General features: G+C 61.8%; 14 protein-coding genes. 12 read left to right on the top strand and 2 right to left on the bottom strand.

The window, feature by feature from the left end; translation table 11 throughout:
- The first annotated feature begins 35 nt into the window (after positions 1-35).
- The 8 genes from paaB to ACLD02_RS04050 all read left to right on the top strand — a co-directional run bounded on the left by paaB (position 36) and on the right by ACLD02_RS04050 (position 7,596).
- Positions 36-317 (top strand): 1,2-phenylacetyl-CoA epoxidase subunit PaaB, encoded by a 282-nt coding sequence (gene paaB, locus ACLD02_RS04015; RefSeq protein WP_138772655.1) that lies wholly within the window; start codon positions 36-38, stop codon positions 315-317.
- Positions 318-328: 11 nt separating this feature from the next.
- Positions 329-1,084 carry a 1,2-phenylacetyl-CoA epoxidase subunit PaaC gene (paaC, locus tag ACLD02_RS04020; protein ID WP_410297989.1) on the top strand — a complete coding sequence of 252 codons (756 nt, stop codon included), beginning with the start codon at positions 329-331 and terminating at the stop codon, positions 1,082-1,084.
- The gene (paaD, locus tag ACLD02_RS04025; RefSeq protein WP_410297990.1) at positions 1,071-1,610 is read left to right on the top strand and encodes a 1,2-phenylacetyl-CoA epoxidase subunit PaaD; all 540 of its coding nucleotides are present in this window, start codon (positions 1,071-1,073) and stop codon (positions 1,608-1,610) included. The genes paaC and paaD overlap by 14 nt, the downstream gene beginning before the upstream one ends.
- Before the next feature lie 90 nt (positions 1,611-1,700).
- On the top strand, positions 1,701-2,777 hold the full coding sequence (paaE, locus tag ACLD02_RS04030; protein WP_410297991.1) for a 1,2-phenylacetyl-CoA epoxidase subunit PaaE: 1,077 nt from the start codon (positions 1,701-1,703) through the stop codon (positions 2,775-2,777).
- A 304-nt stretch (positions 2,778-3,081) separates the two neighbouring features.
- Positions 3,082-5,133, top strand: a complete 2,052-nt coding sequence (paaZ, locus tag ACLD02_RS04035; RefSeq protein ID WP_410297992.1) for a phenylacetic acid degradation bifunctional protein PaaZ — start codon at positions 3,082-3,084, stop codon at positions 5,131-5,133.
- A gap of 144 nt (positions 5,134-5,277) precedes the next feature.
- Positions 5,278-6,321: an SIR2 family protein gene (locus ACLD02_RS04040; protein WP_410297993.1), complete on the top strand. Its 1,044-nt coding sequence runs from the start codon at positions 5,278-5,280 to the stop codon at positions 6,319-6,321.
- A 107-nt stretch (positions 6,322-6,428) separates the two neighbouring features.
- Entirely contained in the window at positions 6,429-6,722 is a 294-nt protein-coding gene (locus tag ACLD02_RS04045; protein WP_410297994.1) for a SymE family type I addiction module toxin, read from the top strand.
- Positions 6,723-6,843: 121 nt separating this feature from the next.
- The gene (locus tag ACLD02_RS04050; RefSeq protein WP_410297995.1) at positions 6,844-7,596 is read left to right on the top strand and encodes a DUF5131 family protein; all 753 of its coding nucleotides are present in this window, start codon (positions 6,844-6,846) and stop codon (positions 7,594-7,596) included.
- Here the strand turns inward: ACLD02_RS04050 and tcmP are convergent.
- Together tcmP and ACLD02_RS04060 are read right to left on the bottom strand one after the other, a co-directional pair.
- Entirely contained in the window at positions 7,577-8,419 is an 843-nt protein-coding gene (gene tcmP / locus ACLD02_RS04055) for a three-Cys-motif partner protein TcmP (RefSeq protein WP_410297996.1), read from the bottom strand. The genes ACLD02_RS04050 and tcmP overlap by 20 nt on opposite strands.
- 456 nt (positions 8,420-8,875) lie before the next feature.
- A complete protein-coding gene (locus tag ACLD02_RS04060) occupies positions 8,876-9,784 on the bottom strand; it encodes a LysR family transcriptional regulator (protein WP_410297997.1) in 909 nt (302 codons plus the stop codon).
- A 116-nt stretch (positions 9,785-9,900) separates the two neighbouring features.
- On the opposite strand from ACLD02_RS04060, the gene ACLD02_RS04065 reads away from it, so the two are divergent.
- The 4 genes from ACLD02_RS04065 to ACLD02_RS04080 all read left to right on the top strand — a co-directional run bounded on the left by ACLD02_RS04065 (position 9,901) and on the right by ACLD02_RS04080 (position 14,007).
- A complete protein-coding gene (locus ACLD02_RS04065) occupies positions 9,901-10,317 on the top strand; it encodes a VOC family protein (RefSeq protein ID WP_410297998.1) in 417 nt (138 codons plus the stop codon).
- A gap of 11 nt (positions 10,318-10,328) precedes the next feature.
- Entirely contained in the window at positions 10,329-10,922 is a 594-nt protein-coding gene (locus ACLD02_RS04070) for a glutathione S-transferase family protein (RefSeq protein ID WP_410297999.1), read from the top strand.
- A gap of 157 nt (positions 10,923-11,079) precedes the next feature.
- The gene (locus ACLD02_RS04075) at positions 11,080-12,801 is read left to right on the top strand and encodes a tannase/feruloyl esterase family alpha/beta hydrolase (RefSeq protein ID WP_410298000.1); all 1,722 of its coding nucleotides are present in this window, start codon (positions 11,080-11,082) and stop codon (positions 12,799-12,801) included.
- 144 nt (positions 12,802-12,945) lie between these two features.
- The gene (locus ACLD02_RS04080; protein ID WP_410298001.1) at positions 12,946-14,007 is read left to right on the top strand and encodes a hypothetical protein; all 1,062 of its coding nucleotides are present in this window, start codon (positions 12,946-12,948) and stop codon (positions 14,005-14,007) included.
- Positions 14,008-14,032 lie beyond the last annotated feature (25 nt).

A 14,032-nucleotide genomic window follows, 5' to 3' on the forward strand; every position in this document is an offset into this window, starting at 1 on the left:
AACAAACGCAAACGCAGCACAACCGGAACACGACAATGGCAGACTGGACCCTCTTCGAAGTCTTCGTGCGCAGCAAGCACGGCCTCAACCACAAACACGTGGGCAGCGTGCACGCCGCCGACGCCACCATGGCCCTGGAAAACGCCCGCGAGCTGTACACCCGCCGCAGCGAAGGCGTGAGCCTCTGGGTGGTGCCCGCCGAGCAAATCACCGCCAGCGCCGGCGACGAGAAAGAACCCTTCTTCGACCCCGCCGACGACAAGGTCTACCGCCACGCCAGCTTCTACAAGCTGCCCCCGGAAGTGGACCAGATGTGAGGAGCGCGACGATGACTAACGATCAAGCACTCACCGAATATCTTCTGCGCCTGGCCGACACCGACATGGTGCTGGCCCAGCGCTTCTGCGAATGGTGCGGCAACGCCCCGGCGCTGGAAGAGGAAATGGCGATGCTGAACGCCGGCCTGGACCTGATCGGCCAGGCGCGCAACTGGTACGACTACGTCGCCGAACTGCGCGACGACGGCCGCGACGCCGACTTTCTCGCCTTCCGCCGCAACGAACGGGAATACCGCAACCTGCTGATCGCGGAACAGCCCCGCGGCGACTACGCGGTGACCACGGCCAAGCAGTTCTTCTTCGACGTCTGGCACCACCTGGTGCTCACCCGGCTCACCGAATCCAATGACGAACGCATCGCCGGCATCGCCGCCAAGGGCTTGAAGGAAGTTACCTACCACCGCCGCCGCTCCACCGAATGGATGCTGCGCCTGGGGCAGGGCACCGACGAAAGCCATCGCCGTCTCACCGACGCCGTGCAATCCCTGTGGCGCTTCACCTACGAGCTCACCGACACCGACGAGATCGAGGACCAGCTCGCCGAGGCGGGCATCGGCGCCGGCAACGTGGGCGACGCCTGGCGCAACGAAGTGGCCCGCGTGTTCGCCGAGGCCGGCCTGGCGCTGCCGGAACCGGCGCGCCACTTCTACATGGACGGCAAGAACGGCAAACACACCGAGCATCTGGGCTTTTTGCTGGCCGAGATGCAGTACCTGCCGCGGGCCTACCCCGATGCAACCTGGTGATCTGATCTACCGCGAGCGCAAAGCCTACCAAGGCCCCGCGCTCGGCGAAGACGACCTGCCCCGGGCCTGGGAATGCCTCACCGAGGTGATGGACCCGGAAGTGCCCGTGGTCAGCGTGGTCGATCTGGGCATGATCCGCGCGGTGGAATGGGAGGGCGACCGCCTCAAGGTCAAAGTCTCGCCCACCTACTCCGGCTGCCCGGCCACCGAAGTGATCGAGCGCGACGTGCAAGAAGCCCTGGAAGACACCGGCTTCAAGAACCCGCGCATCGAACGGGTGCTGGCCCCGGCCTGGACCACCGACTGGATCACCGACCAGGGCCGCGCCGCGCTCCAAGCCTACGGCATCGCGCCGCCGCCGAAAGGCGAGGGCAGGGCAACGCTGACGGACCCGGGCCCGGCGGAATGCCCGCACTGCGGCAGCACCGACACCGTCCAGGTCAGTGAATTCGGCTCGACCGCCTGCAAGGCGCTCTATAAGTGCCGCGACTGCCTGGAGCCGTTCGATTACTTCAAGTGCCTCTGAATCGGCCACCTGAATGCGGTCTTTTGAATCAAGAGCGGGCCGCCGCCAAGCACGCGGCCCCTCGAAACCGAAAAGTGAAGAGTTCGCGCCATGAACCAATTTCATTCCCTGACCATCCGTGAAGTGCGCCCGGAAACCCGCGAAGCCGTCTCCATCGCCTTCGACGTCCCGCCGGAGCTCCGCGACACCTTCCGCTTCACCCAGGGCCAGCACCTGATCGTGCGCACCCACATGGACGGCGAGGAAGTGCGCCGCTCCTACTCCATCTGCACCGGCGTCCACGACGGCGACCTGCGCGTGGCGGTGAAGAAAGTCCCCGGCGGCCGCTTCTCCGGCTTCGCCAACGGCGACCTGAAACAAGGCGACACCCTGGAAGTGATGCCCCCCAGCGGCCACTTCTTTATCGACCTGGACCCGGAACGCCAGGCCCACTACCTGGCGGTGGCCGCCGGCAGCGGCATCACGCCGATCCTGTCGATCATCAAAACCACCCTGGAAGCCGAGCCCCACAGCCAATTCACGCTGCTCTACGGCAACCGCTCCAGCAACTCCACCCTGTTCCGCGAAGCGCTCAGCGACCTGAAGAACGCCTACCTGGGCCGCTTCAACGTGATCTACCTGTTCAGCCGCGAACAGCAGGACGTGGACCTCTACAACGGCCGCATCGACGCCGACAAATGCGACGCCATCTTCTCCCGCTGGCTCGACACCCCGAACCTGCACGCCGCCTTTCTCTGCGGCCCGCAATCCATGACGGAGACCGTCAAGGAACGCCTGGTCGCCAACGGCCTGGACAAAAGCCGCGTGCACTTCGAACTGTTCGGCGTGGAAGGGCAAACCCAGCGTAAGCACCGCGCCCCGGAAGAAGTGACCGACGACGAAGACAAAACCCAGGTCACCATCATCGCCGACGGCCGCGAAGTACTCGTGGAGCTGCCCCGGGACAGCAAAAACATCCTCGACGCCGCCAACGAAAATGGCGCCGACCTGCCGTTCTCCTGCAAGGCCGGCGTCTGCTCCACCTGCCGCTGCAAGGTGGTGGAAGGCGAAGTGGAAATGGACAACAACTTCGCCCTCGAAGACTACGAAGTCGCCGCCGGCTACGTGCTCTCCTGTCAGAGCTACCCGGTTACCGACAAGGTGGTCCTGGATTTCGATCAGCCCTAGGACAGGTATCGAGGCGCTGGGTCGCTATCGCCGGACACCGGACGCTTTAAACCCATCGCGACTGAAGTCGCTCCTACGGCCCGATCCGAAGCCGCTGTAGGAGCGACCGGGGCGCGCAGCCTTCAGTCGCGATACCCGGCGCCACAAGCAGGCACCCCGGCAGACAACACGCCGTAGAAGCGGCCGGCGCGCGCAGCTTTCAGCCGCGATCCCCCGGCAGCCGCCCACCAAGGCGGCCCAAACAAAACACAGGCCGCGGCCCCAAGAAGCCGCGCCCATACGCAGACAAACAAGGAGCCACGCCATGACCGTTCTCCAAAGCTACCTCGCCGGCCAATGGCTCGGCACACAGCCCGCCAAACCCCTGGCCAGCGCCATCAACGGCGAGATCGTCGCCCATACCCACGACGACGCCCCCGACTTCGCCGCCGCCGTGGACTACGCCCGCACCACCGGCACCCGCGAACTGCTCAAGCTCGACTTCCAGGAGCGCGCCGCCCGCCTCAAGGCCATGGCGCTCTACCTGCAAGAACACAAAAAAGAGCTCTACAAACTCTCGCGCCACACCGGCGCCACCAAAGGCGACAACGCCTTCGACATCGACGGCGGCTTCGGCACCCTGTTCGCCTACGCCAGCATGGGCCGCAAGGAGCTGCCTTCCGGCAACGTCCTCCACGAAGGCCCGGTGGTCCCCCTCGGCAAGGAAAACCACTTCGCCGCCACCCACATCCTGGTGCCGCGCCGGGGCGTCGCCGTGCACATCAACGCCTTCAACTTCCCGGTCTGGGGCATGCTGGAAAAATTCGCCGGCAACTTCCTCGCCGGCATGCCGTGCCTGGTGAAACCGGCCACCGCCACCAGCTACCTCACCGCCGCCTGCGTGCGCCTGATGCAAGACTCCGGCGCGCTGCCGGAAGGCGCCCTTCAGCTGATCATCGGCGGCACGGGTGATTTGCTCGACCAGCTCGACGAACAGGACATGGTCACCTTCACCGGCTCGGCCAACACCGCCCGCAAACTGCGCGCGCACCCCAACCTCATCAACCGCTCCATCCCCTTCAACGCCGAAGCGGACTCCCTCAACAGCGCCATCCTCGCCCCGGACGTCACCCCCGACGACGAGGAATTCGACCTGCTGGCCAAGGAAGTGGTCCGCGAAATGACCGTTAAAGCCGGCCAGAAATGCACCGCCATCCGCCGCATCCTGGTGCCCCAACAACACCTGGACGCCTTCGGCGAACGCCTCATCCAACGCCTGGAAAAAATCACCCTCGGCGACCCGAATGAAGAAGGCGTGCGCATGGGCGCGCTCGCCTCCCTGGACCAGAAAGAAGACGTGGCCGCCGCCGTCAACGACCTGCTCAACACTTCCGAATGCATCTTCGGCGGCAACGGCGACCCGCAACCCATCGGCCAAGGCACCGACAAAGGCGCCTTCTTCGGCCCGCGCCTGCTGCGCAGCACCGATCCTCATGCGGAAGGCGGCGCCCACGACATCGAAGCCTTCGGCCCGGTCAGCACCCTCATGGGCTACGGCGACCTGGATGAAGCCATCGCCCTCGCCGACAAAGGCAAAGGCAGCCTGGTCACCACCTTCGCCACCAAAGACCCCCAAAACGCCGCCCGCGCCATCCCGGTCCTTGCGGCCCGCCACGGCCGCCTGCAAGTGCTCAACGCCGAATCCGCCCAGGAATCCACCGGCCACGGCGCGCCGCTCCCCATGCTCAAACACGGCGGCCCCGGCCGCGCCGGCGGCGGTGAAGAACTCGGCGGCATCCGCGCCGTGCGCCACTACCTCCAGCGCACCGCCATCCAAGGCTCCCCCACCATGCTCGCCGCCGTCACCGGCGAATACGTGCGCGGCGCCGAAGTACTCGAAACCGACGTGCACCCCTTCCGCCGCCACTTCGACGACCTCGCCATCGGCGAATCCCTGCTCACCCACCGCCGCACCGTCACCGAAGCCGACATCGTCAACTTCGGCTGCCTCTCCGGCGACCACTTCTACATGCACTTCGACGACATCGCCGCCAAAGACTCCCAATTCGGCAAACGCATCGCCCACGGCTACTTTCTCCTCTCCGCCGCCGCCGGCCTCTTCGTCTCCCCGGCCCCCGGCCCCGTCCTCGCCAACTACGGCCTCGACACCCTGCGCTTCATCACCCCCGTCGGCGCCGGCGACACCATCCAGGCCCGCCTGACGTGCAAGAGAAAGATCGACCAAGGCAAAGCCGCCCCCGACGGCACCCCCCAAGGCGTGGTGGTCTGGGACGTGCAAGTCAAAAACCAGGACGACGAACTCGTCGCCAGCTACGACATCCTCACGCTGGTGGCGAAGAAGAAAGGGGACGCATAACTCGTGTGGTGAGTTAGTCCTTACTCTTTAAATCCGGGCTTCCTTGGTGATGGCCGCTCCTTTTGGGGCGGCCTTTTTTTTGCAATCATCGTGGCTCTGTTGTTCGTGTACACATAAGCCTTACTATCTGGCGAAGGAGAGAGTATGGATAGGATCGTCTATGTATTAGGTGCTGGCTTTTCGGCGCCTTTAGGCTTGCCCGTCATGAGTAATTTCTTGTTCAAATCGAAGGATATGTATCTTTCTGATCCAGAAAAATATGAACACTTCGATAAGGTTTTTGAAAAAATACAAGAGATATCAGTGGCGAAAAATTACTACAAGACAAACCTTTTCAATATAGAAGAAATTCTTTCCATACTGGAAATGTCTGAGTTTTTGGATGGCCTCAGGCTAAAAGACGATTTTGTGCGTTATATAAGGGATGTCATCGATTTTTATACGCCTCGCCTGGGTGAGATTCATAGGCCTGGGAATTGGGATGATTTCGTGTTCGGGCGTGGTGAGAATAACAAGCTGTTCGGGTTTTTTGTTGCCAACCTTTTTGGAATAAAGTTTAGGGAGCATGATGATAGGCAGAGAGGGAAAAGAACTTTTTTTGCTGATATTTCAAGAAATAGAAATAAATATGATGTTATTTCTTTGAATTATGATTTGGTTTTAGAGGGTTACTCCGATTTCATAAATGAAAATTATCAAGTGGATAGGCCGTTAAGTTTTATAAAGTCTCAATATAAGGAGGGTGACGATTCCCCTCATTTGGCGAAGTTGCACGGATGTGTGGAGGGTGGGAATATTGTTCCGCCAACATGGGCTAAGGGGAGGGATTCAGGTATTGTTCCTGCTTGGAAAGCTGCTTTCTCGATCTTGGAGGGTGCCTCTCATTTGAGGTTTATAGGCTACTCTCTTCCGGATGCGGATTCCTATATTAAATATCTTCTGAAGTCTGCTGTTTTGAAGTCCCAAAATTTGAAGTCGATAGATGTTATATGTATCGACTCTGATGGAAGCACAAAGAAGCGGTACGATGATTTTTTTGACTTTCCCTTCTATAGATTTAAAAATTGCTCGGTTTTGGATTATTTAAAAGGTTTGCTGGAAACTATGCCGAGCAAGGTAGCTCAGCCATTTAAAGAAGTTGATGCGGCTTTAATTGAAACGGGGCATGAAAAGTTCATGAAAAGTTGATTTTCTATTGTTTTTCGGAGTGGGTTGTGCCAGATTTAAAAGCACTGCCTCCGGGTGCGGCAACACCCGAAGGCAGCTAACCACAACAGACTGTACAGGAGTCCATCATGGCTGAGCGCAATCATAAGCCACGCGCCCGCGTGGGTAAAAGCGAATCCCCCAAACCCAACCGCGAATTTCCCTATATTCGCCACCTCAAGGTCCACCCCGGCCAGTACTACTCGTCCGGCGGGCCTCTGTATCTCCACCTAAGCCGACCGCCCAAGCCCCCGGTGCCCTGGGTCCACGTGAAGGGCTACTGGCTCGCCGAGGCCGGCTTCGCCATCGGCACCCAACTGGAGGTCGAAGTCAGCGAAGGCCGTCTGGTGATCTCGGCGGCCCCCGAGCCCTCCGGCGCCTGACCGCCGCCCGCGCCGCCGCCTTGCCGGGCGGCGGCGTTATTCGCATTTTTCTCATGGTGCAACGGTGTTGCGAGGCGTGTAATCTGCGCCGCAAGGGTCGCGCAGTACAGGAAGGCATAAAGTGAGCACTTACTCGGACATAGAATGGACTGAACAGACCTGGAACCCGGTTACCGGCTGCACCAAGGTGTCGCCCGGTTGTAAGCACTGTTACGCCGAGGTCATGGCTCGTCGCCTGAAAGCCATGAATGCCGCCGGCTATGAAGACGGATTCGCCCTGCGGCTTATGCCGGACCGTCTCGAGCAGCCGCTGCGTCGGCGTAAGCCCACCGTGTATTTCGTTAACTCCATGAGCGATCTCTTCCACGAGGACGTTCCCGACCAGTACATTGATCGGGTCATGGAGGTCATCACGAAGACCCCGCAGCATACCTACCAAATTTTGACCAAGCGCGCGGAGCGTATCCGCGACTATTACTCCAGCCGCCCGGTGCCGCCGAATGTGTGGCTGGGCGTGTCGGTGGAGGACCGTAAATACGGCCTGCCCCGTATTCCCCACCTCAGAGGCGTCGCCGCCAAGGTTAGGTTCTTATCCGTGGAGCCCCTGCTGGAAGATCTCGGCGAGTTCGATTTAAGTGGTATCGATTGGGTCATCGTGGGCGGCGAATCCGGCCACAAGGCTCGCCCCATGAAGATGGAATGGGTGCGAAACGTTCAAGCGCAATGCGACACCGCGCAAGTTCCTTTTTTCTTCAAGCAGTGGGGCGTTTGGGGCGAGGACGGCGTCAAGCGAAGCAAAAAGGCAAATGGCCGCCTCCTGGACGGCCAGTTGTACGATGAATACCCCAGGATTCCTATTTCTGAGATTTCCTGATCGCCGCGGAGAGTTTCCGGGCCAGTCCCTGGGCAGCAGGGCTAGAGTTTGAGACGCCGAAATAGAGAAGAAACAATAAGCGGCCGCGCTGATCCAGATGGAATGGATCGTCCACGAAAGGGAAAAGCCGCCGCAGGTGTGTTGTGACGAAGTCGATGACCTTTTTGTAGTCCTGTCGCCGAACCTCCTCCCTGTGCTCACCAAAGAGATCCATGGTGAGGGGCTGTTCTTCGTAAAGCTCTTTCCAATCCGAGGTTCCCAGCATGCGCTCAATCGCACCGCCCCATTCGTCACGGGGCCCGTTTCTGGGTGTGACCCTGAGTAGCGTCGATATCGGGAAAAGAAGCCAAAGGTCCACTTTCTCGGTTTTTCTTATGGCTTTGAGAGTCGACCACTCCAGCTCCGAGCTATAGGGGTCGAGGAAAATGATGGCCCGATCCATCGGGCGCATGTCGCGGCAAAACTGCTGCACAAACACATTGGCGTCTTCTTGGGTCACATTGACTTTCTTGTCGGGATGCTGTGCCGCCAATTCCCGCAACGCTTTGACGTGATCAGGATTGGTGTCGTTGAAATGGTAGTGGTCAAAAGGGTGCTTGCATTCAAGGGCGCGCGTCGCCGACCCCTTTAATGTCTCGATCTCTTTAATGAGAGAGTGGGTAGGGTCATCCTCGCCATCCCTCTGCCCGGTCCCCGCAAAAGCATCCACATAGTGAAAGTTGAACCGTTGATTTTTCATGGCGGTTGTATAGATATCCAGGTAATTCTCCAGGGTATCGAGTTTTACCCTCGTCCAATCGCCGCCAAAGCTGTGCCTTGTCATGGTTTTATCCCCCGTCCGTGAGTGGATCTTCTTTCATTACCTATATTCTCATTTCTCCAACAAGATGGTGAGGGTTTTGCTTGTTCCGTAAGTGCTGAATAGCAATTGATGTATTCAAAATAGAGTGTGGAAGTTCGAGGGTTGTACATTTCCGAGGGGCTGTTGCTCGCCCTGACAGGCCGCACATCTATACTTCGCCTGAGTTTGCGGTTTCTCAATGACCAATGTCTTGGCGAGGCCCGGCCGATTTACTGAAGAAAGCTCGGTTTCCGGCCGTTTTACTGCAAACCCGGCCAAATGACTGAATTATAAGAGAGTATCACTCCTGCACTGCACCAGTGGCGCTTGCCGAGCCGCCCGATTCCTAAAATACCTATTCTGGGTTAATGGATACCCAAGGCGGGTATCTTCCTGATGGATGGCTTATGAGCCGATTCACTCCAGGCCTTCTCGGCACTAACCCTTTCTGTTGGCCGCCTCCGCCAACCGCTCCTTCAAAGCCCCCTCCACCGCTTCCATAAAATGCCGCACCCGCGGCGAGAGCAAACGGCTGTGCGGAAACACAAACTGCACGGGCATGGGCGGCGGGTTGTAGTCGCTGAGCACGGGCACCAGGGTGCCGTGTTCGAAGTCGTGTTGGGCCTGGTAGCTGAGCACGCGGCAGAGGCCGAGGCCGTCGCGGGCGGCGGCGAGTTGGGTGTCGACCTGGTTGGCGCGGATGAGTGGGTCGATGCGTTGGGGCCAGGGTTTGCCGTCCACCTGGAAGTGCCAGGTGCTGCCGGCGGGGGCGAAGCAGACGGTGGGCCAGTGGGCGAGGTCCTGGGGGTGTTGGGGGTGGCCACGTTGTTGGATGAGGTCGGGGCTGGCGCAGAGGACGTAGCCGGTGTGGCCGAGGGGGCGGGCGATGAGGGTGCTGTCGGCGAGGTGGCCGATGCGCAGGGCGAGGTCGAAGCCTTCTTCGAGCAGGTCGGTGACGCGGTCGAGGAGGGTGAGTTCGGCGCGCATGTGCGGGTGTTGTTTGAGCCACTGGTTGAGCAGGGGGGTGAGGTGGAGGTGGCCGAACATCACGGGAGCGGTGATGGAGAGGGTGCCGGCGGGTTCGCTGCGGTGGCTGTCGAGGCGGGCTTCGGCGGTGTGGATGTCGGCGAGGATCTGGCGGCAGTGTTGCAGGTAGTCGCGGCCTTCGTTGGTGAGGGCGAGGCGGCGGGTACTGCGGTTGAGCAGGCGCACGCCGAGGTGCTGTTCCAGGCCGGCGAGGGTGCGGACGATGGCGGCGGGGGAGCGGTCCAGTTTGTCGCCGGCGGCGGAGAGGCTGCCCTGGTCGACGATGGCGACGAAGGTGCTCATGGCTTTGAGTTTGTCCATGGGAGGCGCGCGGCTCCATCTTTGCGAAAAGCTGAATAAAGCTAACAGCTTGGCGCCATTTATTGAACTTAAAGAAAGGCGTGTACTGGGCTTCCTTTTCACAGAGGGAGCCAGTGATGAAACAACCGCAGCCCATTCGCGAGTACGACCACGTGGGCATCCGCGTCAGCGATCGCCAGGAGGCGGTGGCGTTTTACGAACAGCTCGGGTTCAAGGAGGTGCGTCGTTTCGAGCGGTTCGAGGCCAACGAGATGGAGACGCCGGGTGGCGTGCGGATCAATCTGATTTTCAACGGCACTCGCCTGCCCCATGGCCGCAACGTGCTGCTGGACGAGCCGGTGAAACTGCCGGGCGTGACCCATCCGGCGTTCGTGGTGGACGACCTGTATGCCTTGAAGGAGTGGCTGGATCAGGCGGGCATCGAGATCACCGAGGGCATCCACCGCCTGGGCCCGCGCCGCATCACCCTGTTTATCCGCGACCCGGATCGCAACGTGCTGGAGTTCAACCAACTGCTTCCGGAAACCGAATAAGGAGTCTCGCCATGAAACTGTACGATATGGAATTGTCCGGTAACTGCTACAAGGTGCGCTTGTTCGCCGCTCTGGTGGGCGTCGAGCTGGAGCTGGTGCCGGTGGATCTGGCCGCCGGCGAGCACCAGCAGTCGCCGTTTATCGATCTGAACCCGTGGGCCCAGGTGCCGGTGTCGCAGGACGGCGACGTGCTGCTGCGCGATTCCCAGGCGATCCTGGTCTATCTGGCGCGCCGTTACGGCGGCCACCAGTGGTGGCCGGACAGCCCGGCCCACCAGGGCGAGGTGATGCAGTGGCTCTCCACTGCCGCCAATGAAATCCACGCCGGCCCCAATGCGGCGAGGCTGGTCGACAAGTTCGGTTACCCGCTGGATAAGGCGCGGGCCCTGGCGGTGAGCGACCGGGTGTTGCCGCTGATCGAGCGGTACCTGAGCGAGCATCGCTGGCTGGCCCTGGGCCGGCCGACGCTGGCCGAGTGCGCGGTGTTTCCCTACATCGCCCTGGGCTGGGAAGGCGGTGTGAGCCTGGAGCCGTACCCGGCCATCCGCGCCTGGATCGAGCGCATCAAGGCGTTGCCGGGGTTCGTGGCGATGCCTGGCGTGTAACAAAGGCCGATAGCCGAAAAGCACCTTTATGTTTATTCACTAACGTTCGAGTGAATATGGTCGCCGGCCGTCCTATGATGCCAGAACACCGTGCCCGCGCCGGGCACGGTGCCAAGACAGACAACCCGACCAATAACGACAACACCGGGAGAGCATCATGAAAACAACAAACGGCCTGCAACGGCTGGGCATCACCCTGTGCGGTCTGTCCGCCTTGGCCCTGGTGGGCTGTGGTGGCGACAGCGACCACGATGACGTCGAACAACCCCAATCCCAATCCTTGAGCTGCGAGCAGTTGCCGGGGCTGGCGATTCCCGCCGATGCCTTCGCGCTGGCGACCTCCGGCGGTGAAGTGACGGCGGCCACGGTGGTGGCCGCCAGCGGCAGCGGCGCGGCGGCGTTGCCGGAGCACTGTATGGTGGAGGGGCGCATCGCGCCGGTGGACCCGGCGGCGCCGGACATTTTGTTCAAGGTGGCGTTGCCCGCCGACTGGAACAAGAAAGCGCTGATGTTCGGCGGCGGCGGTTTCAACGGTTCCATCCCCAATATCACCGGCAATATCGCCCAGGGTGCGGTGGACCAGCCGCTGCCGGTGGCGCGCGGCTACGCCACCTTCGCCAGCGACTCCGGGCACCAGGCCAATGCGCTCGGGTCCCAGGACGGCCGCTGGGGGTTGAATGACGAGGCGGTGGACAACTTCGCCGGCGATGCGCTGAAGAAAACCCGCGATGCTTCCATGTTCATCATCAACAAGCGCTACGGCAGCGCGCCGGCGCACAGCTATTTCGCCGGCGGTTCCACCGGCGGCCGCGAGGCGCTGACCAGCATCCAGCGCTGGCCGGACGATTGGGACGGGGCCATCGCCTGGTACCCGGCCTGGAACGACACGGAAGCGCTGCTGGCCGGCCAGCATTACAGCCGCGCCCTGTCCCAGCCCGGCGCCTACCCGAGTTTCGCCAAGCGGCAGTTGCTGCTGGACGCGGCCCTGGAAGCCTGCGACGAGCTGGACGGGCTGGCGGACGAGCTGATCAATGACCAGCGCCAGTGTAATGCGATCTTCGACCCGTCCACCGCCGTGGTGAACGGTAATCCGCTGCGCTGCCCCGGCGGTGGTGACGACGGCGACAGCTGTTTGTCCGACGCGCAGATCAACGCCCTGAAAACCATGGACCAGGGCGTGACCTTCAACTTCCCGCTGGCCAGCGGCGAGACCGGCTACCCGGGCTCCAACGTGTGGGGCGCGGATCTGGGCATCGACACCAGCACCCCGGTGGGCAACACCATCACCTTCCTGAACTTCGGTTACACCGCGCCGGTGTTTCCGAACATGCCGCAGTACGCGCCCTACCTGAGCGTGCTGGTGGATCAGTGGGTGAAGTACTCCGTGGCCCGGGACGCCTCCTTCAACTCCTACAACCTGGACCCGATCAATCCGGCGCCCCAGTACGCGCAGCGCATCAGCGAGCTGAGCGTGGGCCTGAACGCGGGCACCAATATTTCCGCGTTCGAGGCGCGCGGCGGCAAGCTGCTGCTGGCCCACGGTATGTCCGACGTGCTGGTGAGCACCCGTGCCACCGAGATGTACTACGGCCGGCTGCTGAATCAGATGGGCGCGGAAAAAGTGGATTCGTTCGTGCGCTTCTATGAAGTGGCGGGCTTCGGCCACGCGGCCAGCCTAAGCTTCAACGCCACCTGGGATTCGCTGACCGCGCTGGAGGACTGGGTGGAAGACGGCACCGCGCCGGAGAATCAGGTGACCACGGACACCGTGGGCGCACCGGGCCGCACCCGGCCGCTGTGCGACTATCCGGCCTGGCCGCGCTATATCGACGGCGGCGACCCGATGGAAGCGGCCTCGTTCGAGTGCGCGCTGGAGTAACGGCCCGGCGCGGACCCGTAATCGGTTGGCGGTGGTAATGCGGCCCGGCTCACGCTCCGTGGGCCACCGCATTGCGCCGCTCCCGCCCGCCGGGTAGGTTCTGGATAACGAACCGACCGGTGGGGCGGAGCCCCTTCTACCATCATGGCCGATACCCGATCTTCTGCTCGCTCCGTTTTGTCCCTGGTGCTGCTGTCTCCGATCTCGCTGGCCGCGCCTTTGTCGGTCACGCCCCTGCCCCTGGACGATGCGGAACAGGTGGAAGCGTACCGCTTTCCACTGGTAACCGGCGGTGTGGAAGCGGAGGCCATCAATACCTGGCTGCAGGTTCAGGTGCTGGAGCGTTATCCGTTCTGCACGGAAATCGCGCCGTTCGAGCGCGTTGGCCCGGACCCGCACGGCTGGGGCATCCGCCGCCTGGATTATCAGGTCACCGGCAACACCCCGGCGTATCTGTCGCTGGCCATCGACGGCGATTTCCTCGGCGCCTACGACACTCAGTACCAAAGCCACTTTACTTTTGATGCCAGTACCGGCCGGCCCCTGGATCTGGCCGATTTCTTTAGCAAGGGCGGCCTGAGCGATTTCCAAGCGCGGGTACAACGACAGTGGCGGGACGAAATCCGCGCGGTGCTGTCGGCGCCTTCGGAGCTGGACGACGAGGACCGACAGGTACAGCGCGAGCACTACGAAAACTGTCTCGACGTTCTGAAGGAGTCGCGAACGTCCTGGGATTTTTTCGTCGATGACGCGGGCCTGCATGTGCGCTGGCAGTGCGGTTTCGGTCGCGCGTTTCGGGCGTTGGATGAGCTGGGCACGCTGCAAGCCGGCGGCGATGCCGAAACGCTACGGCCCTGGCTCAGCGACTTCGGGGCCTGCGCCCTGGCCGGTGCCCGGACATCGTGCCCACGCACCTACGGCGAGAAGGGCGTGTATTTCGGGCGCATTGACCGGCACCGGATCGTGCTGGTGCTGAATGGCGAAAGCGGTGGTTCCTACGCCTACCGGAACGTGGGCACGCCGATTCCCCTGCGTCTGACCAGTCGGAAAAACGAAGCGCTGATTCTCAAGTGGGAGGGCGACACGCCGGCGGGGCGGGAAATGTTCATTCTGGAACCGGAGGCGGACGGCTTCCGGGGTGTCTGGATGCGAAGGACCGATCCGGCGCCGTTCGACGTTGAACTGATGGCCAGGCCTCAACCATGAGCCGGGTGGCGTGGAAAGCGCGGAG

This window comes from Alloalcanivorax sp. C16-2 (assembly GCF_046507615.1).
Classification (GTDB): domain Bacteria; phylum Pseudomonadota; class Gammaproteobacteria; order Pseudomonadales; family Alcanivoracaceae; genus Alloalcanivorax; species Alloalcanivorax marinus_A.